Annotated in this window: 18 protein-coding genes; 11 read left to right on the forward strand and 7 right to left on the reverse strand. The window is 73.6% G+C overall.

The window, feature by feature from the left end; genetic code table 11:
* Nucleotides 1-30: 30 nt before the first annotated feature.
* Genes ACWEPX_RS11530 through ACWEPX_RS11540 form a run of 3 tightly spaced genes read left to right on the forward strand, consistent with a single transcriptional unit; the run spans nucleotide 31 to nucleotide 3,397 of the window.
* Nucleotides 31-1,104: a J domain-containing protein gene (locus ACWEPX_RS11530; RefSeq protein WP_451897040.1), complete on the forward strand. Its 1,074-nt coding sequence runs from the start codon at nucleotides 31-33 to the stop codon at nucleotides 1,102-1,104.
* A gap of 41 nt (nucleotides 1,105-1,145) precedes the next feature.
* On the forward strand, nucleotides 1,146-2,303 hold the full coding sequence (locus ACWEPX_RS11535) for a helix-turn-helix domain-containing protein (protein ID WP_451897041.1): 1,158 nt from the start codon (nucleotides 1,146-1,148) through the stop codon (nucleotides 2,301-2,303).
* A 53-nt stretch (nucleotides 2,304-2,356) separates the two neighbouring features.
* Complete coding sequence (locus ACWEPX_RS11540; protein WP_451897042.1) at nucleotides 2,357-3,397, forward strand: helix-turn-helix domain-containing protein; 1,041 nt, start codon at nucleotides 2,357-2,359, stop codon at nucleotides 3,395-3,397.
* Nucleotides 3,398-3,911: 514 nt separating this feature from the next.
* On the opposite strand, the gene ACWEPX_RS11545 is transcribed toward ACWEPX_RS11540, so the two are convergent.
* Nucleotides 3,912-4,115, reverse strand: coding sequence for a hypothetical protein (locus tag ACWEPX_RS11545; protein ID WP_451897043.1), 204 nt, complete (start codon nucleotides 4,113-4,115; stop codon nucleotides 3,912-3,914).
* Nucleotides 4,116-4,961: 846 nt separating this feature from the next.
* On the opposite strand from ACWEPX_RS11545, the gene ACWEPX_RS11550 reads away from it, so the two are divergent.
* Both ACWEPX_RS11550 and ACWEPX_RS11555 read left to right on the forward strand, forming a co-directional pair.
* Nucleotides 4,962-6,197 carry a toll/interleukin-1 receptor domain-containing protein gene (locus ACWEPX_RS11550; protein ID WP_451897044.1) on the forward strand — a complete coding sequence of 412 codons (1,236 nt, stop codon included), beginning with the start codon at nucleotides 4,962-4,964 and terminating at the stop codon, nucleotides 6,195-6,197.
* 13 nt (nucleotides 6,198-6,210) lie between these two features.
* On the forward strand, nucleotides 6,211-7,389 hold the full coding sequence (locus ACWEPX_RS11555; RefSeq protein WP_451897045.1) for an Rv0361 family membrane protein: 1,179 nt from the start codon (nucleotides 6,211-6,213) through the stop codon (nucleotides 7,387-7,389).
* 66 nt (nucleotides 7,390-7,455) lie between these two features.
* Here the strand turns inward: ACWEPX_RS11555 and ACWEPX_RS11560 are convergent, their stop codons facing one another.
* Nucleotides 7,456-9,384, reverse strand: a complete 1,929-nt coding sequence (locus ACWEPX_RS11560; RefSeq protein WP_451897046.1) for a VWA domain-containing protein — start codon at nucleotides 9,382-9,384, stop codon at nucleotides 7,456-7,458.
* Nucleotides 9,381-10,775: an ATP-binding protein gene (locus ACWEPX_RS11565; RefSeq protein ID WP_451897047.1), complete on the reverse strand. Its 1,395-nt coding sequence runs from the start codon at nucleotides 10,773-10,775 to the stop codon at nucleotides 9,381-9,383. Before ACWEPX_RS11565 ends, ACWEPX_RS11560 begins: the two co-directional genes overlap by 4 nt.
* 95 nt (nucleotides 10,776-10,870) lie before the next feature.
* Here ACWEPX_RS11565 and ACWEPX_RS11570 point away from each other — a divergent pair, with 95 nt between their 5' ends.
* The 6 genes from ACWEPX_RS11570 to ACWEPX_RS11595 all read left to right on the forward strand — a co-directional run bounded on the left by ACWEPX_RS11570 (nucleotide 10,871) and on the right by ACWEPX_RS11595 (nucleotide 15,360).
* Nucleotides 10,871-11,341 carry a YcxB family protein gene (locus ACWEPX_RS11570; protein ID WP_451897048.1) on the forward strand — a complete coding sequence of 157 codons (471 nt, stop codon included), beginning with the start codon at nucleotides 10,871-10,873 and terminating at the stop codon, nucleotides 11,339-11,341.
* An 11-nt stretch (nucleotides 11,342-11,352) separates the two neighbouring features.
* A complete protein-coding gene (locus tag ACWEPX_RS11575) occupies nucleotides 11,353-12,147 on the forward strand; it encodes a hypothetical protein (protein ID WP_451897049.1) in 795 nt (264 codons plus the stop codon).
* Nucleotides 12,141-12,713, forward strand: a complete 573-nt coding sequence (locus ACWEPX_RS11580; RefSeq protein WP_451897050.1) for a hypothetical protein — start codon at nucleotides 12,141-12,143, stop codon at nucleotides 12,711-12,713. The genes ACWEPX_RS11575 and ACWEPX_RS11580 overlap by 7 nt, the downstream gene beginning before the upstream one ends.
* 148 nt (nucleotides 12,714-12,861) lie before the next feature.
* The gene (locus ACWEPX_RS11585; protein WP_451897051.1) at nucleotides 12,862-13,431 is read left to right on the forward strand and encodes a hypothetical protein; all 570 of its coding nucleotides are present in this window, start codon (nucleotides 12,862-12,864) and stop codon (nucleotides 13,429-13,431) included.
* A 493-nt stretch (nucleotides 13,432-13,924) separates the two neighbouring features.
* Entirely contained in the window at nucleotides 13,925-14,776 is an 852-nt protein-coding gene (locus tag ACWEPX_RS11590) for an SDR family NAD(P)-dependent oxidoreductase (RefSeq protein ID WP_451897052.1), read from the forward strand.
* Nucleotides 14,777-14,970: 194 nt separating this feature from the next.
* A complete protein-coding gene (locus ACWEPX_RS11595) occupies nucleotides 14,971-15,360 on the forward strand; it encodes an Imm7 family immunity protein (protein ID WP_451897053.1) in 390 nt (129 codons plus the stop codon).
* Nucleotides 15,361-15,675: 315 nt separating this feature from the next.
* Here the strand turns inward: ACWEPX_RS11595 and ACWEPX_RS11600 are convergent, their stop codons facing one another.
* The 4 genes from ACWEPX_RS11600 to ACWEPX_RS11615 all read right to left on the reverse strand — a co-directional run bounded on the left by ACWEPX_RS11600 (nucleotide 15,676) and on the right by ACWEPX_RS11615 (nucleotide 19,362).
* Nucleotides 15,676-16,695 carry a ferrochelatase gene (locus ACWEPX_RS11600; protein WP_451897054.1) on the reverse strand — a complete coding sequence of 340 codons (1,020 nt, stop codon included), beginning with the start codon at nucleotides 16,693-16,695 and terminating at the stop codon, nucleotides 15,676-15,678.
* The gene (fabI, locus tag ACWEPX_RS11605) at nucleotides 16,692-17,459 is read right to left on the reverse strand and encodes an enoyl-ACP reductase FabI (protein WP_451897055.1); all 768 of its coding nucleotides are present in this window, start codon (nucleotides 17,457-17,459) and stop codon (nucleotides 16,692-16,694) included. The genes ACWEPX_RS11600 and fabI overlap by 4 nt, the downstream gene beginning before the upstream one ends.
* A gap of 23 nt (nucleotides 17,460-17,482) precedes the next feature.
* On the reverse strand, nucleotides 17,483-18,187 hold the full coding sequence (gene fabG, locus ACWEPX_RS11610) for a 3-oxoacyl-[acyl-carrier-protein] reductase (RefSeq protein WP_451897056.1): 705 nt from the start codon (nucleotides 18,185-18,187) through the stop codon (nucleotides 17,483-17,485).
* Between the two features lie 191 nt (nucleotides 18,188-18,378).
* Nucleotides 18,379-19,362 carry a VWA domain-containing protein gene (locus ACWEPX_RS11615; RefSeq protein ID WP_451897209.1) on the reverse strand — a complete coding sequence of 328 codons (984 nt, stop codon included), beginning with the start codon at nucleotides 19,360-19,362 and terminating at the stop codon, nucleotides 18,379-18,381.

Consider the following 19,362-nt stretch of genomic DNA (forward strand, 5'->3'; position numbering starts at 1 on the left):
GGGCGGGCAACCCGTGGAATGATCTCCGCCGTGGACGACGTCGACTACTACGAACTCCTCGGGGTTTCCCGGGACGCCTCCACGGCGGAGATCAAGTCGGCGTACCGGGCGCTGGCCAAGGTGCTGCACCCGGACGCGGGCGGCACGTCCGGCACGTTCCGGATGCTCACCACCGCGTACGAGACGCTGTCGCGGCCGGACCGGCGCGCCGCCTACGACTCGGCGGCGCCCGACCCGGCCCCGGTCCCCCGGCCCGCGCGCCGCCGGATGTTCCGCGACGAGCCCGCGTGGGTGCCGCCCGCGTGCCGGGTGTCGCCCGCGGCGCTGCCGTGGTGGCACCTGACCAAGCACCAGCCGCGCATCGGCTACGTGCGCACGCCCGGGCACGCGCCTGCGGCGTTGGCGGTCGCGGCGGTGTGCGTGCTGGCGGTGCCGCCGCTGGTGGTCCCGTTCCCGACGTTCTTGCTGGTGATCTGGCTGGCGCTGGCCGCTGCGGCGGTGGCGGCCGCCGTGCGCCTGGCGCGGGCCTACGCCGCTGCGGTGCGCGGGCACCGGGCCGCGCTGGCGGAGTTCGGCGAGCGCACGGTGTTCGGCGTGGCCGACCACGAGCCCGCGGGCGAGCGGCTGACCGCCGACCTGCTGCGCCGCTACCTCGCCCCGCTCCCCGGCGCCCGCGTCTTCCACGGCCTGTCCTGCCCCGACTCGGTGTTCGCCGACGTCGAGCACGCGGTGCTGTGCGGCAACCGGCTGGTGCTCATCGAGTCCAAGCTGTGGCTGCCGGGCCACTACGAGTTCGACGACGACGCGAACCTCTGGCGCAACGACCACCCGTTCCGCGGCGGCGAAACCACCCTCCCCGCCACCGTCGCCGCCTTCGCCGACCTCCTCCCCGGCGTCGAGATCCGCGGCGCCCTCATCATCTACCCCAACCGCCGCGGCCCCCTGACCACCGACGAAACCCCCGCCCTGGGCGTCGCCCCCGTCGACGCCGACACCTTCGTCCACACCTTCGGCGCCTGGCTGGCCGCCGACTGCGGCCACGTCGACCACCACACCCTCCGCACCCTCCGCGCCCGCGTGGTCACCACCTCCGACGCCGCCTGAGCCGGCTACCCTGGGACGCACGCCTTCCCAGGGGAGCGCCCATGTCCGACATCGGCAGGCGATTGCGCCGAATCCGGCACGCCCGCGGCAAGTCGCTGGCGGTGGTTGCGGGTTTGGCGGGCATCTCGCCGTCCTACCTGTCGCGCATCGAAACCGGCAGCCGCGCCATCGACCGCCGCTCCCTGATCACGGCCCTGGCAAACGCGCTGGAGGTCTCCCCCACCGACCTGCTCCACGAGCCAGACCCAGCCCAGTCGAACGTGGCGGTGGACGCGGTGCGGCGTGCGCTGCTGGTGGCGACGGCTGGTGCGGCGGGCGGTCCCCCGCTGCCGCTTCCCGTTCTGACGGCCCGGTTGTCGGCGTTGCTGGATGCCCAGCAGCAGTGCAGGCACGACGTGGTGGGCCGGGCGCTTCCCGGCCTGATCGTGGACGTGCACCGGACGCCTGAGGCTCTGCATCTGGTTCCGTTGCTGCACGTCCAAGGGACTCAGGCGTGGCTGCGCGACGTGGGCGCGCCGCTCGACCTCGGGTGGTTGGCAGCCACCACCGCCCAACGGGCAGCCGAGGAGGTGGACGACCCGACGACTTCGGGCCTGGCCGCGTTCGGCACCGCGCACGGCCTGCTGGCGGCCGGGTCGTACGACCTGGCGGCCGACGTCCTCCGAGCGGCGAATCGGCGCACGTCGACCCCGGAGTTGTTGCAGCTAACCGGAATGCTGACCCTCACCGACTCCCTCCTGGCCGCAGCCCGCGGCGATCGGAGCGGCAGCGCCGCAGCCCTCGACCACGCCACCGCCCTGGCCAACCGCATCGGCGAGGCCAACGCCCTCTGGTTCGGCTTCGGCCGCTCCAACATCGCCGTCTGGCGGATGGCCGTAGCCCTGGAATCCGGCGACCACGCGCGCGCCGCCACCATCTCAGCCGACGTCGACCCCGATGCCATCCCGTCTCCCCAACGCAAGGCGGCCTACTGGTCCGACCGCGCCCGCGCCCTCGCCCACCTCCGCGGCCACCTCCCCGCCGCCGTGACCGCCCTCCGCCGAGCCGAATCCATCAGCCCCACCCGAGTCCACCACCACCCCTTCACCCGAGCCCTCCTCACCGACCTCCTCTCCCGCCCCCTCCCCAACACCACCACCCAAGAACTCCACGCCCTAGCCCGCCGCGCAGGCTTGATCAGCACAAACCCAACCAGGTGACATTGCCACGGAGTCAAACCGCTGGTCCACGGCGCTCCCTACGGTCCCCGGCCATGACCACCACACGCAGGCGCCGGTCGCCGCGAGCACGGGATCGCATGATCGGAGCCCGGCTGCGGGCGTACCGCGGCCAGTTCACCTCGCTGTCCCTGGAACAGGCTGCCGACCTGGCGCAGATGTCCCTTGCGACGCTCAGCCGCACCGAGACGGGGCGCAGGCGCATCACCGTGGAGGACGTCGCCACGCTGCTTGCGGTGTACCGGGTGCCGCGAGAGCTGCGCGAGCAGCTGATCGACGTGGTGCGCACGGGTTTCCAGCCAGGGATCTGGCAGAGCGTGCCCGCGCCGGGCTGCCCGATCGACGCCGACGGCATCACCAGCCTGGAGGCGGGGGCGCACCGCTTGACCGACTGGTGCCCGAGCGCCATCCCACCGCTGTTGCAGACGCCGGATTACGCTGCCGCGCTCCTTCGGGCCGCCGGCGCGGCCGAGGACGAGATCGAGTGTCACGTCGAGCACCGGATTCGGCGGCAGGAGGTGCTCAGGACGACCGAGTACACCGCGTTCATCCACGCTCCGGCGCTCGCCACTGCCGGAGATGCGCAGCTCGCGCACCTGTTGGCTGTGGCCGAGCGGGGTGTCGGGGTCCGGTTCGTGCCTGCGACTGTGCTGGCCGCTGGGCACCCGTGGCTGCTGATGGAGTTCCCCGACGATCCGCCGATCGTCTACATCGGTCTTCGCAAGGTGGGGGTCTACCTGCACGAGCCGGAGGCTGACGACTACTACCGGCTGCGGGACTGGCTGGCGGGGACAGCGTGGTCGACGGGCGACACCTGTGGGCTGATCGCTCAGGCCAGGTCGGTTAGGCCGGCGGTGGTGGCGCGGGTGGACAGGGTTGTTCGGGCGGGTTCGGGGAGGGTGTTAATTGCGGAGGAGAGGCGGGAGAGGCCGGGGGTGTCGAGGTGGGAGAGCAGCTCGAAGATGTCGGTGGCCAACGGCTCTTCCGCATCCACCAGCGCTGACACGACATCGGCGAGTTTGGCGTCGGGGATCAGGGCGAAGATTTCGGGGAAGCGGGTGTCGTCGTCGCTGTAGATGGCGATGTGGAGCATGGCGGGGGCGGGGAGGTCGGCGATCAGGGCGCGCAGGGCCGGGGTCGGGAGGGTGCTGATGAAGCCGCCCATGGTCGGGTAGTCCGCGCGGCGGATGAGTTCGGCGGCGACGGCGCGCATGCGGGTGATGGGGAGGGCGGTGAGGATCGGGGCTATGCGGCGGGGATCGAGTTCGGCGGCGACGTCGGCGAGGAAGGTCGGGGTGACGCGGGTAGCGAGGTCGACGGCGCGGTCGGGTTCGAGGGCGGCGGCGACGCGGGCGGAGAGCAGGGGGCCGAAGGCGCGCTGGGCGATGGCGGCGGTGATCGCGGCCGGGACGAGCTTGCTGGCCGCGGCGATGCGGGCGAAGACGGCGGCGTTGGTGTCGAACAGCACGTCGGTCGCGCGTTCGCGGACCTGGCGGACGTCGGCGGCCGGGAGGTCGGCGAGGTAGGCGAAGCGGTCGGGGGACGTGCCCAGCAGCCGGGCCAGCTTGACGATCTCCGCGCGGGTGCCGCTCACAGGCCGAGCACCTTGCGCACGAGCGGGCGGATCAGCCGGGGCACCTGGCTCAGGGACTCCTCGGTCGCAGCCGCCAGGTGCTCGGTCTGGCGCACCCGGGCCGCGCGGAGGGCGGCGGCGAGGTCGGCGGCCGCGGCGGCGGGCAGCGCCTCCACCGACGCGGGCAGCCTGCCCCGGAACTGCCTGCGGAGCTCGTCCATCCGGCCACTGTACGACCACCACCGACGGGCCAGTCCGCACGATCACCCCCGCCCACAACCCGCAGCCGCTCCGACCGGCCGTCACCGTCGCTGACCACCGCCGGGACGGGTCAATCCGCACGATCACCCCCGCCCACAACCCGCAGCTACTCAGACCTACCGTCGCCGTCGCTGACCACCGCCGACGAGCCAATCCACACGACCACCCCCGCCCGCAACCCGCAGCTACTCCAACCTGCCGTCACGGCCACTGACCACCACCGACAGGCCGATCCACACGACCACCCCAGCCTGCAAACCCCGCAGCTATTCCGACCTGCCGTCACGGCCACTGACCACCACCGACTGGCCAATCCGCACGATCACCCCCGGCCCGCGACCCGCAGCTGCTCGGACCTGCCGTCACCGTCGCCGACCACCGCCGGACGGGTCAATCCACACGATCACCCCCGCCCGCAACCCGCAGCTACTCCGACCTGCCATCACGGCCACTGACCACCACCAACGAGTCAATCCGCACGATCACACCAGCCCGCAACGTGCTCCGACCTGCTGTCACGGCCACTTACTACCGCCGACGGGCCAGTCCACACGATCACCCGGCCTGCAACCCGGAGCTGCTCCGACCTGCCGTCACGTTCGGTGACCGCCACCGCGCGGCCTGCTCGTCGGAGATCACCGGGAAACCGGGCCAGCCAGTGAACTGCCTGCGGCCTGCGACCTCGTGAGCACGGTCCGAGACGGCCGGGGTAGACCAAGGGCCTTTGGTCCCTGTTGGCTACCGCTCCGTTTACATACCGTGCCGGGCACCTCGATCTGTACGGCCAGTGAACGCGAGTCGACCGCATGCACGTCTTCATCAGCTACGCCCGCCGGGACCAGTCGTCGATCACCCAGCTGCGCGCGGACTTCGAGCGGCTGGGGCACCCCGTGTGGTTCGACCGCGACCTCGACGGCGGTCAGGCCTGGTGGGACCAGGTGCTGCGCCGCGTGCGCGACTGCCGCGCCCTCGTGTTCGCCCTCTCCCCCGACTCCCTGCGCTCGGCGGCCTGCCTGGCCGAGCTGCGGTACGCGATCGCCCTGCGCAGGCCGGTGCTCGCCGTGCGCGTGCGCCCGGTCGACCGCGACGCGCTGCCCGCCGAGCTGCGGGGCGCCGAGGTCGTGGAGTACGTCGACCGCACCCCCGAGTCCGTGATCGCCCTGCTCAAGGCGTTCAACGCGCTGCCGATCGCCAAGCCGCCCTCGGGCAGGCTGCCCGCCCCGCCCGCCATCCCGACCAGCTACCTGCACGCCTACCTGGCCCGCATCGACGCCGAGCACCTCTCCCCCGTCGAGCAGGACGAGCTGTTCGAGCAGCTCAACGCGCGGCTGGCGTCCCCGGAGTTCCCCGCGGTGTGGGACCTGCTGGTGCGGCTGCGCGGCCGGGCCGAGCTGACCCCGCTGGTCTCGGCCAAGCTGGAGCGGGTGCTGGCCCCCGGCTGGCGGCCGGACCCGCGGGGCCGCTTCGACGCCCGGCACTGGGACGGGCAGGTCTGGACGACGCTGGTGCGCCAGGGCGACCGCGAGTTCAACGACCGCAACTCCCCGCCCGCGTCGTCGGCGCACCTGCCGACCGCGCTGGAGGACACCGGCACCGACGAGCTGCCGCTGGCCCACGGCAAGCACGCCGACCCCGAGCCCAAGCGCCGCCGCGGGCTGCCGCTGCTGGTCGCCGCGGGTGTGCTGCTGCTGGCGGGCGGGGTCACCGGTGGTGTTGTATTGGCGGGGGCGGGTCCTGACCAGGAGGCCGCCACCACCATCGCCAGGAACTTCGTGGACGCGGTCAACACCCGCGACGAAGCCGCGATGCAGCGGTTCGTGTGCCGCCGGGATGTCGGCGAGTACGCCCACCTGTACCGGGGGTTCCTCGAAACGGCCAACGTGACGCTGGAGAGCGTCGACGTGTCCGGGCCCGATCCCCGGTTCACCGTCCTCGCCGCGCGCACGACGGGCAACTCGTCGGTAAAGTTGAGCATCCCGCTCGCCGAGGAGGACGGCGAGTGGCGGGTGTGCGACATCAGCAGAGCGCTGTCGGGGCGCTGATCGCGGAGTAGCCATGCACGTGTTCGTCTGCCACGCGGCGCCGGATCGGGACGCCGCGGCCCGGTTGCGCGCCGACTTGGCGCAGGTCGGCAGGCAGGTGGCGCTGGACAGGGGCGAGCCGAACGGGCCGCAGTGGTGGGACACCGTGCTCGCGCGCATCCGCCGGTGCAGCGTCTTCGTGTTCCTCGTCTCACCGGACTCGGTGCGCTCGCCGGGCTGCATGGCCGAGCTGCGCTACGCCGCCGCGCTGGGCAAGCCGCTGGCCGTGGCCCGGCTGCGGCCCGCCGAGCTGCCCCCGGAGCTGGCCGACGCCGCGGTGATCGACCCCGGTGGCGGCACCACCGAGCGCATCCCCCGCCTGCGCGGGGCGCTGGACGCCTTCCCCGACCCCGGCCCGCTGCCCCAGCCGCTGCCGCCGGAGCCGCCGGTGCCGTACCTGGAGGTGTACCGGGCGCAGCTGGAGCAGCCCGAGCTCGACCAGCAGACCCAGCTGTCGATCATGACCGAGCTGCGCTCGCGGCTGCTCGACCCGGCCCAGCGCGCGGGCGCGTGGGCGCTGCTGGTGCGGCTGCGCCAGCGCCCGGACGCGGCCGCGCCGGTGGCGGCGACGCTGGAGAAGGTCCTGGCGCCGGGCTGGCAGCCGGACCCGGAGCGGCGGGTCGAGCGGCGCTACTGGGACGGGCAGGCGTGGACGACGCTGGTGCGCCACGAGGGCCACGAGTTCAACGAGCGCCGCATCCCGCCACCGGAGGCGACCTGGGCGGACGACCGCCCGGCGACGTCGGGCGCGCGGCCTGCCAGGGCACCCCGCAGGCCGGTGCGCAAGCTCAGCCGCGGCTGGCTGATCACCGCGGTGGCGGCGGCCGTGGTGGTCGCCGTCGGCGTGGCCATCACCGTCCTGCTCCCCCGCTTCACCGAGGCCGACGACGACCCGGTGAAGACGGCCCGCAGCTTCGTCGACGCGGTGAACCTCGGTGATGAGGCCCAGCTGCGCGACGTCGTCTGCACCCGCGCCCAGGACCGCGCGGCCGACCTGTTCCTCGACAAGGGCTTCCTCACCCTGGAACGGGTCACCGAATCCACCGACCCGAAGACCTTCACCGTCCTGGCCACCAACCCGGCGGGCGGGGACGCCGAACGCCGCACCTTCCCGATCATCCGCGAGTCGGGCGAATGGCGGGTCTGCACCTGACCCGCGAGCGGCGGGAGCGCAGGAAGACCTGCTTCCCACCTCCGCGTTCGGGCTTGCGGCTCCTCGCTACCTCGACCGGCGGGAGCGGAGGTAGTCGCCGACTACGGCTGGGCCCAGGCCGTCGAGGTCGGGGGTGACCACTCGGCCGGAGGCGCGGCGGGCTACCAGGTCCACGAAGGTGGCGAGGCGGGCGTCGTCGCCCAGTTTGAAGATGGAGAGGGTGGCGCCGAGGCGGGTGAGGCGGTCGACCTCGGAGAGGGTCTTGGCGATCGTTCGGGGGGTTGTGGGGTAGTTGAAGACCGCTTCGCCGTCGGGTTCGAGGTGGGCGGTGGGTTCGCCGTCGGTGACGACCAGGACGACCGGTTGGGCGTCGGGGTTGGCGCGCAGGTGGCGGCCTGCGAGCAGGAGGGCGTGGTGGAGGTTGGTGCCCTGCTCCCACACCCCCTCCAGCGCCGTCAGCGTCCCGATGTCGACCGTCGCGGCGTGCCTGCCGAAGGTGATCAGCTGGAGGTTGTCGCCGCGGAAGCGGGTCTGGACCAGGTGGTGCAGGGCCAGCGCGGTGCGCTTCATCGGCACCCAGCGGTTGTCCTGGACCATCGACCACGACGTGTCCACGCACAGCGCGACCGCGGCACGCGAACGCTGCTCGGTCTCCACAACCTCCACATCGGACACATCGATGCGCACCGGGCTCCCCCGCAGCACGGCGTTGCGGACCGTGCGGGGGACGTCCCAGGGCTCGGTGTCGCCGAACTGCCAGGGCCGGGACGCGCCGGTCGGCTCGCCTGCCGCGCCCGCCGTCCGGGTGTCGCGGGCGCCGCGGCGCGTGCGCAGCGCACCGACCACATCGGACAGCGCGGCCTCGCCCAGCCTGCGCAGCGCCTTCGGCGACAGGCGCAGCGTGCCGTCGGCCGCGCGCTCCAGCAGGCCCTGGGCGCGCAGCTCGCGCTCCAGCTCGGCCAGCCGCCGGGCGTCGACCACGGCGTCGTCGCCGAGCTGGCGGCCCAGCGCCTCCAGGTCGATGTCCTCCAGCCGGGCGCCGGGGTAGCTCTGGGCCAGCTGCTCGGCCAGCGCGTCGATCTCGGCGAGGTCGGCCAGCGCCTGCGCGCCGTCGCCGAGGCCCAGCGGGTCGCGGCCGCGGAAGCGGGCCGAGGAGGTCCAGTCCTCGCCGGGGCGCAGCGCGCGCAGGTTGGCGTCCAGCGTCGCCACCTGCTCGGCCAGCCGCGGGTCGCCGAACGCGCCGGAGAGCAGCTCCTGCAGCTCGGCGCGCTGCTGGGCGCTCATCGAGTTCATCATCCGCTGGGCGGCGGCCGCCCTGGCGGCCAGCGCGTCGACCAGCTCGTCCACCGTCCGCGGGTTCTCCGGGAAGAACTCGCCGTGGCGGCGCATGAACTCCGCGAAGCGCTCGTCGGTGTCGTCGCCGCGCAGATGGGCCAGCAGCAGCTCGTTGAGGTCGGCCATCATCGCCCGGATGCGGTCGACGTCCTGCGGCTGGACCTCGCTGAGCGCCTGCTTCATGCCCTGGAAGCGCGACTCCATCAGCTCCTGGCCGAGCCGGTCGCGGATGCTCTGGTAGTCGGCCCGGGCCTGCTCGGAGCGCCAGTCGTAGCCCGCGAGGTCGCGCACGGCGGCCGCGGTGCCCGGGGGCAGCGCGTCGAGCTGGGCCTCGCGGAAGCGGGCGTCGTCGGCGGGGTCGGGGAACAGCTCCCGGCGCTCGGCGGCCAGCGCGCGGTCCAGCAGCTCGCGGACCTCGCGCAGGGTGCCGTCGAGGTTGTTGCGGCGCTGGATGCGCGAGCGGCGCTCCCACAGCCGCCGGGTCAGCTCGTCCAGGCCTGCCCCGTCCACGCCGCGGCGCAGCAGCTCGTCGAGGGCCGAGCGCGGCGACGAGCCGTCCATGACGTCCGCGCCGAGCCGGTCCAGCGCGGCGCGCAGGTCGACCGGCGGGGCCAGCGGGTCCGGTCCGTCGTCCCAGGGCGCGTACCGGTACCGGGTCACGGCCCGTACACCGCCTCGGCGCCGTCGTCGGACTCCTTGGCGACCTTGCGCGTCAGGTAGAGGTACTCCAGCGCCAGCTCCACCGCGGCGGCGATGCGCCCGGGCGGGTCGGCCGGGGTGACCCCGACGCGGGCGGCGACCTCGTGCAGCACCGGCAGCTCGGGCAGGGCGGCCAGCACCTCGGTGGCCGGGACGCGCTCGCCGGTGGCGACGAGGTTGCCGTCGGCCACGGCGTCGGTCAGCGGGCGCAGGTCGAGCCCGGCGAGCCGGTCGCGGGCGGTCTCGGCCACGGCCCGGCGCAGCAGGTGGGTCAGGTGCTCGGTCTCGCGGCCCTCCTCCCCCGCCTCGAACTCCAGCTTGCCGCGCAGCACCGCGGGCACCGCGGCCAGGTCGATCGGGCGGGCCACCGCCGGGTCCTCGCCGGTCAGCGCGGCCCGGCGCAGCGCGGCGGCGGCCACCGTCTCGGCGGCGGCCACGGCGAAGCGGGCCGAGACCCCCGAGCGCTGGTCGACCGCGCTGGACTCGCGCAGGCCGCGGACGAACCGGGCCAGCGCCTCCAGCAGCGGGTCGCCCACCTCGGCGACCAGGTCCGCCTCCTGCCGGACGAGGTCGACCTCGGCGGCCAGCGAGCGCGGGTAGTGGGTGCGCACCTCGGCGCCGAAGCGGTCCTTGAGCGGGGTGATGATGCGCCCGCGGTTGGTGTAGTCCTCGGGGTTGGCGGTGGCGACCAGCAGCACGTCCAGCGGCAGCCGCAGGGTGTAGCCGCGGACCTGGATGTCGCGCTCCTCCATGACGTTGAGCAGCGCGACCTGGATGCGCTCGGCGAGGTCGGGCAGCTCGTTGATCGCCACGATGCCGCGGTGGGCGCGCGGCACCAGCCCGAAGTGGATCGTCTCGGGGTCGCCCAGGGTGCGCCCCTCGGCCACCCGGACGGGGTCGACGTCGCCGATCAGGTCACCGACGGAGGTGTCCGGGGTGGCCAGCTTCTCGGTGTAGCGCTCGTCGCGGTGGCGCCACTCGACGGGCAGGTCGTCGCCGAGCTCGGCGACCCGGGCGCGGGAGCCGGGGGTGATCGGGTCCAGCGGGTGCTCGCCCAGCTCCGAGCCCGCGATGACCGGCGTCCACTCGTCGAGCAGGCCGACCAGCGTGCGCAGCAGCCGGGTCTTGCCCTGGCCGCGCTCGCCGAGCAGCACGACGTCGTGCCCGGCCAGCAGCGCCCGCTCCAGCTGGGGCAGCACGGTCTGGCCGAAGCCGACGATGCCCGGCCAGGGGTCGCGGCCCGCCCGCAGGGCGGCCAGCAGGTTGTCGCGGATCTCGGCCTTGACGGACTTGGGCTGGTGCCCGTGGGCCCGCAGGTCACCGAGGGTGCGGGGCAGACGCGCGGTAGTCACCCGATCGACGGTACGCAGATTCGTGGGACAACGCGACGTCCAGCGCACTGGAGGTGTTGCTCCAGCTCCCGGTCCGGCTCGGGATAATCGCGGCCATGCGACTGCAATGGCGCCCGGAACCGGCCGACTGGGCCGACGCGGTCCGCACGATGGTCCCGTTCACCCGGTGGTCGCCCTGGTTCGCCGCCGCGCTGGCCGCGCTGTCGGTGGTGCTGATCGCCATCGGGCAGCCGCTGCCCGGGGTGTTCGGGCTGGTATGCGCGGCGCTCATCGCCGCCCTGCCGGGCGTCGGGGCGCGCATGGCGTTCAACCGCAACCCCATCGCGGGCCGCACGGTCACCGCCGAGGTCGACGGCGGGCGCATCCGCATGATGACCGTGGACGGCACGGCCCACAGCGACTTCGCCGTGGCCGAGCTGGCCGGATGGGCCGAGACCGAGCGCAACTTCGTGCTGCGCACCGCCGAGGGCGGCGTGCACCCGGTGCCGGGGCGGGCCTTCGGCAGCACCGCCGACATCGACGCCTTCCGCGACCTGTTGAACGCGGCGCTCGGGCGACCAGCGTAGGCTTTCCCACCGTGTCATCTCCGAGTGCGACATTCGCCGTCTGGGTCTCGGCGTGGCTGCCCGGGTCAGCGGCCTCCGACGACGTGCTCGACGCCCTGGGCCACTGGTCGGAACAGCACGACGTGGTCGCCGTCGACGAAACCACCGCGACCGAGCTGGACCTGCCCGCGCGCGGCCAGGCGGGCGCGCCCGTCGCGTCCCTGCTGACCGCCCTGCGCCGGATGAGCGCCACCAGCGCCCGGCTCGTCCTGCCGGTGCCCGGCGACGTGCGCGGCCTGGGCACCCGCAGCGAGTTCGCGGGCACCGCCCTGCACGCGGGCGAGGCCGTGGTCATCGACGGCACCGGCTACGGCCTGGTGCCCGAGCCGGTCGCCGACGGCGTGCTGCGCTGGACGGTGTTCCCCACCGGGGAGACCGCGGGCGTGGAGCACCAGCCGCTCGGCGAGGCCGAGCACGAGCTGACCGGCGCGATGCGGGTGGCCGCTGGCGTGCTGACCGAGCTGGGGGTGGCCAAGCACCGCGCGGGCGTCCGCGAGGAGATCACCGCCCGCATCGCCCACCGCGCCGCCGCGCCGTGGCCCGAGGGCACCCCGCCGCGGTCGCTGCGCGTGCTCCAGCGGGCCAACGAGGTGGCCACCATCCTCGACCTGGCCGCCGAGGACGCCCCCGGCAAGGCCCTCTCGGCGTCGGCGGCCCGCAAGCGCGCCGAGGCCCTGCGCCCGCTCAACGACGCGGTCCGGCTGGCCCGCCTGGCCGCGGTGCAGGAGGCCGTCCGCGTGTTCTCCGACCACGCGGACCAGTGCTGATCGCAGCCCGCTGGGCTGAGCCGATCGCCGCGGGGCGGGTCACCGTCCTGTTCCGCCGCTGGAAGGCCCCGCGCGTCGTCGCGGGGCGGGTGTACCGCACGACGGTGGGCCGCGTCGCGGTCGACGCCGTGGACGTGGTGCCGCGGATCACGGTCCGGGACGCCCGCGCGGCGGGCTACCGGACCCCCGAGGAGGCCGCCGCCGACCTGCGCGGCGACCCCTCCCTGCCGCTGCACCGCATCCGCATCCACCTGGTCACCGGGCCCGACCCGCGCGCCGAGCTGGCCGCGGCGACCGACCTCACCGACGACGAGCGCGCGGCGGTCACCGCCCGGCTCGACCGGCTGGACGCGGCCAGCGGCCACGGGCCGTGGACCCGGGCCACGCTGCGGCTGATCGCCGAGCGGCCCGCGGTCCGCGCCGCCGACCTCGCCGCCGCCGTCGGCCGCGAGACGCTGCCGTTCAAGGCCGACGTGCGCAAGCTCAAGAACCTCGGGCTCACCCTGTCCCTGGACGTGGGCTACCGGCTCTTACCGCGCGGCGAAAGCCTGCTCAAAACCCTTTAACCCGCAAGGCGGTCCGCTGTGGACCCCGAGCATGATCATCCACCGGATGGCCGATAAGGCCGTGCTATGGGTCATTGGGATGAGCCAGCGGCGCGCCGCTCCCTGATAGTGGTCACACTGAACCACACGCTGTTACCGGAGTCACACCATGACCGCTGAGCTCCTCGACCACCGGCCCGCGCTGCCGCGTCCGCCGGTGCTGGACGGCGCGCACCTGGGCGCGCTGCAGATGGTCGCCCGCGGGGAGATCGGCGGCTACGGCGTGACCGCGGTGCTGCGGCACCGCACCGACGACCTGTCGGCGCTGATGATCGGCGCGCTGTTCACCCTGCGGCGCGACGGCTTCATCGGGCTGTGCGGCAGCGTCGACCCGCACGACGGCTGGGTGACCGCGGAGCTGACCTCGGCGGGCAACCGGCTGCTGGAGATCTGGCTGCGCCGCGGCAGGCGCACGCCCGACGAGGTGGCCCGGCACCGGGACTGGTTCGTGCTGCTGCGCTGCGCGCACCGGGGCGAGCTGGGCCTGACCGAGAAGAACCAGATCACCGGGCGGGGGCTGCCGCCCGACACCGACCTGACCGCCCGCGCCCGCGAGCTCGTCAGCGCGGGTCACCTGGTGGTCGGCTCGCTGAAGCTGCGCGACTGCAGGCTGGTCACGCTCAGCGAGTCCGGACGGCAGCTGCACAACCGGCTCGACCTGTCCGAGCCGAGAGGGTGAGCGGGATGCCCTCGATCGTCCCCGAACCACGCGGAGAGGTTTGCTGGGGAACCAGCGCCGTGTACCGCGGCCGGGCACACCTGGTCCCAACTCACCGCGCAGCTGGGCTGTGCGGCATGCCGGTGGACGCGCGCTGCGGACAGCGCCCCGCCGAGCGAGTGGTGTGCCCCGAGTGCGCAATCGCGTACGTCGCGGCGGTGTTCCCCACGCAGGCGCCGGACCTACGGCACGAGGTCCGGTCGCACGCCTAACCGCCCCCTGGTGGCGGGGCGGTTCCCTGCACCGCCCCGCCACCCTCCCTCTCTCCAGACCAATCCCGGTAATACCGGTCGATTCCGGCGCGTCCGGGCTGCCCGGCCCCGCCAACCGGCCGCCGCCGTCCGGGTGACGGCGGTGTCCGCCGATGGGGTAGTCGATTGGGCCGCCGGCCCCGGACCGCTACCGGGACCTTCGGTCGTTGACACGGCGCGGGCACGGGCGATATCCACCTGAGGTGATCAACGGGAAGGGCACGCTCGCGGCCAGGATCGGCCGGAGCAGGCTGGCAGGGGCGGTGATGGGCCCGCGCGGCGGCGGGGTCGGCGCGGCGGAGCTGCGCGCGGCGGTCCAGGGCCGCACGGTGCTGGTCACCGGCGCGTCGTACGGGCTGGGCGCGGCGACGGCCCGGATGCTGATCGACGCAGGCGCGACCGTGCTGCTGACGGCGCGTACGGCGGACGCGCTCAGCGAGGTCGCGGACGGGCGGGCCCGCTGCTACCCCGCCGACCTGACCGACCCCGACGCGGTGGGGGCGCTGGCGGCGCGGGTGCTGGACGAGCACGGGCCGCCGGACATCGTGGTCAGCAACGCGGGCAAGTCCATCCGGCGCACGGTGGCCGCCAGCCGCTTCCACGACTTCCAGCGCACGATCGCGGTCAACTACCTGGGCCCGGTGCGCCTCCTGCTGGACCTGCTCCCGGCGATGCGGGCGCGCGGCAGCGGTCACCTGGTCAACGTCTCGACGATCGGCGTGCAACTGCCGCCGACGCCGCGCTGGGCGGCCTACCAGGCGTCCAAGGGCGCCTTCGACGCCTTCTTCCGCTGCACGGCGATGGAGGCCGCCGCGGACGGCATCACCGCGACGACGGTCTACATGGCACTGATCCGCACCCGGATGAGCGCCCCGACCGCCTCCCTGGCCAACGCGCCGGCGCAATCAGCCCAGGAAGCCGCCGCCGTCCTCGCCCGAGCCATCGCGCGCAGACCCGCCAAGATCAGCCCGTGGTGGGCCGACTTGATCGAGTTCAGCGCCGCCGTCTCCCGCCGCCCCTGGGAGGCCGCCGTCCGCTGGCGACCCCGAGGCTAGTGCGACCGGACTGACCACCCGGCGACGCGCAGTTGTCCTCGGGGTTGTTGGGGGTCAAGCCCGCCGTCGACGTCCGCGGCCAATGGCTCCACCGCCCAACGTCTTGATCCTCGCCTGGGGCTGCTAGGCGGAAGGAGCGGTTGCTGGGCCGCTGGCGTACGGGTGACCCGCCCCCCGGTGTCTAGGCTGCGGTCGTGTTCGAGTACCACGGGTGGATAGCGCTTCGTTCGACTGCTGAGGCTCTCGACCATGAGCCGCCCCTTCGGCTCGGTGAGATCCAGGCGCTGGTCGATGAACTCAGCGGCTACGCATTGATCGACCTTCGGGCCATGAACGGCACCTATTACATCCACCTCGGCGGTAGCCCGAACCACCGCGGGCGGTGGGGCGACCTGGTGGTCGGCCTCTTCACCGAGATCGGACGCCTTGCACCAGGTTCCTACGGGCTGCTGTACGTCCACGACGACGAACACCCGGAGCACAAGTCGAGCTTCCATGTCTTCCGACTGGTCCGGGGCGTGGTCACCGAGCACCCGGACCACCTCCTGTCCCCGGTCATCCCGACGCTGGAAGACATGGCTTGAGTCACCGCGACAGCCGCATTCGCCCATCGGCGGGGACGTACTCGGCATGAGTTGATGCGGATCGCCAGCCGGTCGAGCCCGGGCCGCCCGCTGGCCGGGTGTCCCGGTGGGCTGGCGCAAGATCTCCGGTGGTCGTCGACATCCGGGACCGGCGGGAGGCCGCGGAGCAGCGGATTCGCCTGCTTGGTGCCGTTGAGGTCGCCGGTTTCCGCGTACGCGGTCCGTGCCTGCTCCCAGCACTCGGCCGGCTTCGGTGAACCGCCCCGCCTGCCGCAGGGCGAGGTCGAGGTCCCCCATGCGGTGAGGGACGCGGGGCTAGGGCCTGCGGGCCGGTTCGCAGCAGGCGACTGCGCAGGGGGCGCCGTTGAGGGTGCAGCCTGCGGCCGGGAACGGGGAGAGCTTGCGGGGTTCGGCGCCGTCCAGGTGCTCGCGGACGAGGTCGACCACCAGGTCGGCGAAGCGGGGGTCGGCGCCGGGGGTGGCGGCGCGGGCGAAGGCCATGCCGAGGGACTCGGCCTTCTCGCGGGCCTCGGTGTCGAGGTCCCACACCACTTCGAGGTGGTCGCTGACGAAGCCGATCGGGCACAGGACGACCGAGCGGACGCCGTCGGCGTGGAGGGCTTCGAGGTGGTCGACGATGTCCGGCTCCAGCCAGGGCACCTGCGGCGGGCCCGAGCGGGACTGCCACACCACGTCGTACTCGGCCGCGCCGAGCGCCTCGGCAACCAGGCGCGACGCCTCGGCGATCTGGCGGGAGTAGCGGCGGCCGCCCTCCTCCGGGGGGCCGGAGGCCAGGTCGGCGGCCTCCGGGACCGAGTGCGCGGTGAACACCAGGCGGTACTGCTCGGGCGCGACCGCGCGCACGGCGTCGGCCGCGGCGGCGATGAACAGCGGGTGGTCGAAGAACTGGCGCAGCTTCAGCAGGTCAGGGGCGTCCGGGACGGCCGCGCGGGCCCGCGCGATGTCCTCGTCGTACTGCCTGCACGCCGAGTAGCCGCCGTAGGCGCTGGTCGGGAACACCAGGGCGCTGCGGACCCCGTCGGCGGCCATGCGCGCGACGGTGTCCTCGACCATCGGGTGCCAGTTGCGGTTGCCGAAGTACACCGGCAGGTCGATGCCCGCCGCCGCCAGCGCGGCCTCGACGGCGGCGATCGCGGCCCGGTTCAGGGCGTTGATCGGCGAGACGCCGCCGAAGTGCTGGTAGTGCGCCTCCACCTCGTCGAGGCGCTCCGGGGGCACGCCCCGGCCGCGGGTGACGTTCTCCAGGAACGGGCGGACGTCGGCGGGCGACTCCGGCCCGCCGAACGACAGCCACAGCAGCGCGTCGGCCATCACATGCCCAGGGCGTGGACACCGCCGTCGACCCACACCATCGACCCGGTGGTCGCGGGCAGCCAGTCCGACAGCAGGGCGCACACCGACTTGGCCACCGGCTCGGCGTCGGTGACGTCCCAGCCGAGCGGGGCGCGCTTGCCCCAGGCGTCCTCCAGCTCGCTGAAGCCGGGGATCGACTTGGCGGCCATGGTGCGCACCGGGCCTGCCGCGACCAGGTTGACCCGCACGCCCTGCGGGCCCAGCTCGCGGGCCAGGTAGCGGTTGGCGGACTCGAAGGCGGCCTTCGCCACGCCCATCCAGTTGTAGGCGGGCCAGGCGACCCGGGCGTCGAAGTCCAGGCCGACGATGGACGAGCCGGGGCCCAGCAGCGGCAGGGTGGCCGCGGCCAGCGCCTTGAGCGAGTACGCCGAGACCTCCAGCGCCACGGCCACGTCCGACCACGGCGCCTCCATGAACGGCGCGCCCAGGCAGGACTGCGGGGCGAAGCCGATCGCGTGCACCACGCCGTCGAGGCCGTCGACGTGCTCGCGCACCCGGTCGGCCAGGGTGTCCAGGTGCTCGGCGTTCTGCACGTCCAGCTCGATCACCGGCGCGGGCTGGGGCAGCCGCTTGGCGATGCGCTCGACCAGGCTGAGCCTGCCGTAGCCGGTCAGCACGACGGTCGCGCCCTGCTCCTGGGCGACGCGGGCCACGTGGAATCCGATGGACGAGTCGGTGATCACGCCGGTGATCAGCAGCCGCTTGCCCGCCAGCAGTCCGGTCATGGGGTGGTCGTTCTCCTTGGTTGTCAGTGGCCCATGCCGAGGCCGCCGTCGACGGGCAGCACGGCGCCGGTGATGTAGGCCGCGGCGTCGGAGGCCAGGAAGGTGACCGCGGCGGCGATCTCCTCGGTGGAGCCGTAGCGGCCCGCCGGGACGGAGGCGAGGATCTGCTTGCGGCGCTCCTCGGTCAGCTGCTCGGTCATGTCGGTGGCCACGAACCCGGGCGCGACGACGTTGGCGGTGATGTTGCGCGCACCCAGCTCGCGCGCGATGGAGCGGGCCATGCCGATCATCCCGGCCTTGCTGGCGGCGTAGTTGACCTGCCCCGGCGAGCCCATCATCCCCACGACGGAGGAGATGTAGACGATGCGGCCGAACCGCGCCTTGAGCATGTTGCGCGTCGCGCGCTTGGTCACCCGCCACGCGCCGGTGAGGTTGGCGTCGAGGACCCGGGTGAACTGCTCCTCGTCCATCCGCATGAGGAGGGTGTCGTCGGTGATGCCCGCGTTGGCGATCAGCACCTCGACGGGCCCGTGGGCATCCTCGACCTCGGCGAAGGCGGTGTCGACGGAGGCGGCGTCGGTCACGTCGCACCGCACCCCGAACAGCCCCTCGGGCGCGCCGGAACCGCGGTGCGTGACGGCCACCTTGTCCCCCTGCTCGGCGAAGGCGCGGGCGATCGCCAGCCCGATGCCCCGGTTGCCGCCGGTGACCAGTACCGACCGTCCCATCCGTCTCCCCATCCTGGCGCGTGCGCGAACGCCGTTGAGGCTATCCGCTGCCGCTGCGCCCCCGCTGACGGGCCTACCGCTCACACGTTCGGGAACGCGCCACCGACCTCGGCGAGGCAACTCCGCACCGCCGCACCCGGCTCGGGCCTCCAGCGATCCCGGCCGCGGTCTTGCTGTGCCCCGGGCGGGGCTCAGGGGAGGCGTTGGCCGACGAGGAGGGAGCCTGCGGCGGCTAGGACGGCTAGGAGGGTGCCGAGGATGAGCCAGGGTCTGCTGGCGTCGGTGAACTTGATCTCGTAGCCGATCTGCTCGCCGAGGGTGTCGTAGACGCTGCGGAGTTGTTCTGCGGTGGCGGCGGTGTAGAAGTCGCCGCCGGAGAGGCGGGCTATCTCGCGCATGGCGTCGTCGTCGACCTCGACCGATTGGACTCGGCCTTCGATCTCGACGGTGCCCTGCATGGTGCCGAAGGAGATCGTGGTGATCGGGATGCCCTTGTCCTTGGCCGTGCGGGCTGCGGTGAAGGAGCCGCGGGGGTCGTCCTCGAATTCGGTGGGGATCGTCTGCTTGCCGTCGGACATCAGGACGATGCGGGCCGGTGGGGGGCCGTCGGGGCCGCCGACGACCGAGGAGAAGCTCTCGATCGACTGGATCGCGGCGAAGATGGCCTCGCCGGTCGCCGTGGACTGGGCGAGCTTGAGGTTGTCGATGGAGTTGACCACCGCGGAGCGCTCGGTCGTCGGGGCGACCAGGACCGTGGCCGTGCCCGCGAAGCTGATCAGGCCCAGGTTCACCCCGGGTGTCAGCCCCTGCACGAACGTCCGCGCCGCCTCCTGGGCCGCCTTGAGCCGCGACGGCGGCACGTCGGTCGCCTCCATCGACAGCGAGACGTCGATCACCAGCACGACCGTCGCCCGGTTGCGCGGCACGCGCTGCTCGGCGGTCGGCCCGGCCATCGCGGTGGTCAGCAGCAGCAGCGCGATGACGAGGCCGACGGCGGGCAGGTGCCGCACCCAGCTCTGCCGCTTCGGCGCGACGCGCTCCAGCAGCTCCAGGTTGGTGAACCGCATGGTCCGCCGCCGCCGCGAGCGCTGCACCAGCACGTAGCCGACCACCAGCCCGGCGACGGCCAGCAGCAGCAGGAACCACCAGGGCGCGGTGAACCCGCTCAGGCTCAG

It is taken from the genome of Actinokineospora sp. NPDC004072, assembly GCF_053604195.1.

Bases quoted from the DNA above. Each gene is read 5' to 3' on its own strand.
- fabG (WP_451897056.1), bottom strand. From the start codon at position 18,187: ATGGGACGGTCGGTACTGGTCACCGGCGGCAACCGGGGCATCGGGCTG.
- ACWEPX_RS11540 (WP_451897042.1), top strand. From the start codon at position 2,357: ATGACCACCACACGCAGGCGCCGGTCGCCGCGAGCACGGGATCGCATG.
- ACWEPX_RS11555 (WP_451897045.1), top strand. From the start codon at position 6,211: ATGCACGTGTTCGTCTGCCACGCGGCGCCGGATCGGGACGCCGCGGCC.
- fabI (WP_451897055.1), bottom strand. From the start codon at position 17,459: ATGACCGGACTGCTGGCGGGCAAGCGGCTGCTGATCACCGGCGTGATC.
- ACWEPX_RS11535 (WP_451897041.1), top strand. From the start codon at position 1,146: ATGTCCGACATCGGCAGGCGATTGCGCCGAATCCGGCACGCCCGCGGC.
- ACWEPX_RS11570 (WP_451897048.1), top strand. From the start codon at position 10,871: ATGCGACTGCAATGGCGCCCGGAACCGGCCGACTGGGCCGACGCGGTC.
- ACWEPX_RS11545 (WP_451897043.1), bottom strand. From the start codon at position 4,115: ATGGACGAGCTCCGCAGGCAGTTCCGGGGCAGGCTGCCCGCGTCGGTG.
- ACWEPX_RS11585 (WP_451897051.1), top strand. From the start codon at position 12,862: ATGACCGCTGAGCTCCTCGACCACCGGCCCGCGCTGCCGCGTCCGCCG.
- ACWEPX_RS11550 (WP_451897044.1), top strand. From the start codon at position 4,962: ATGCACGTCTTCATCAGCTACGCCCGCCGGGACCAGTCGTCGATCACC.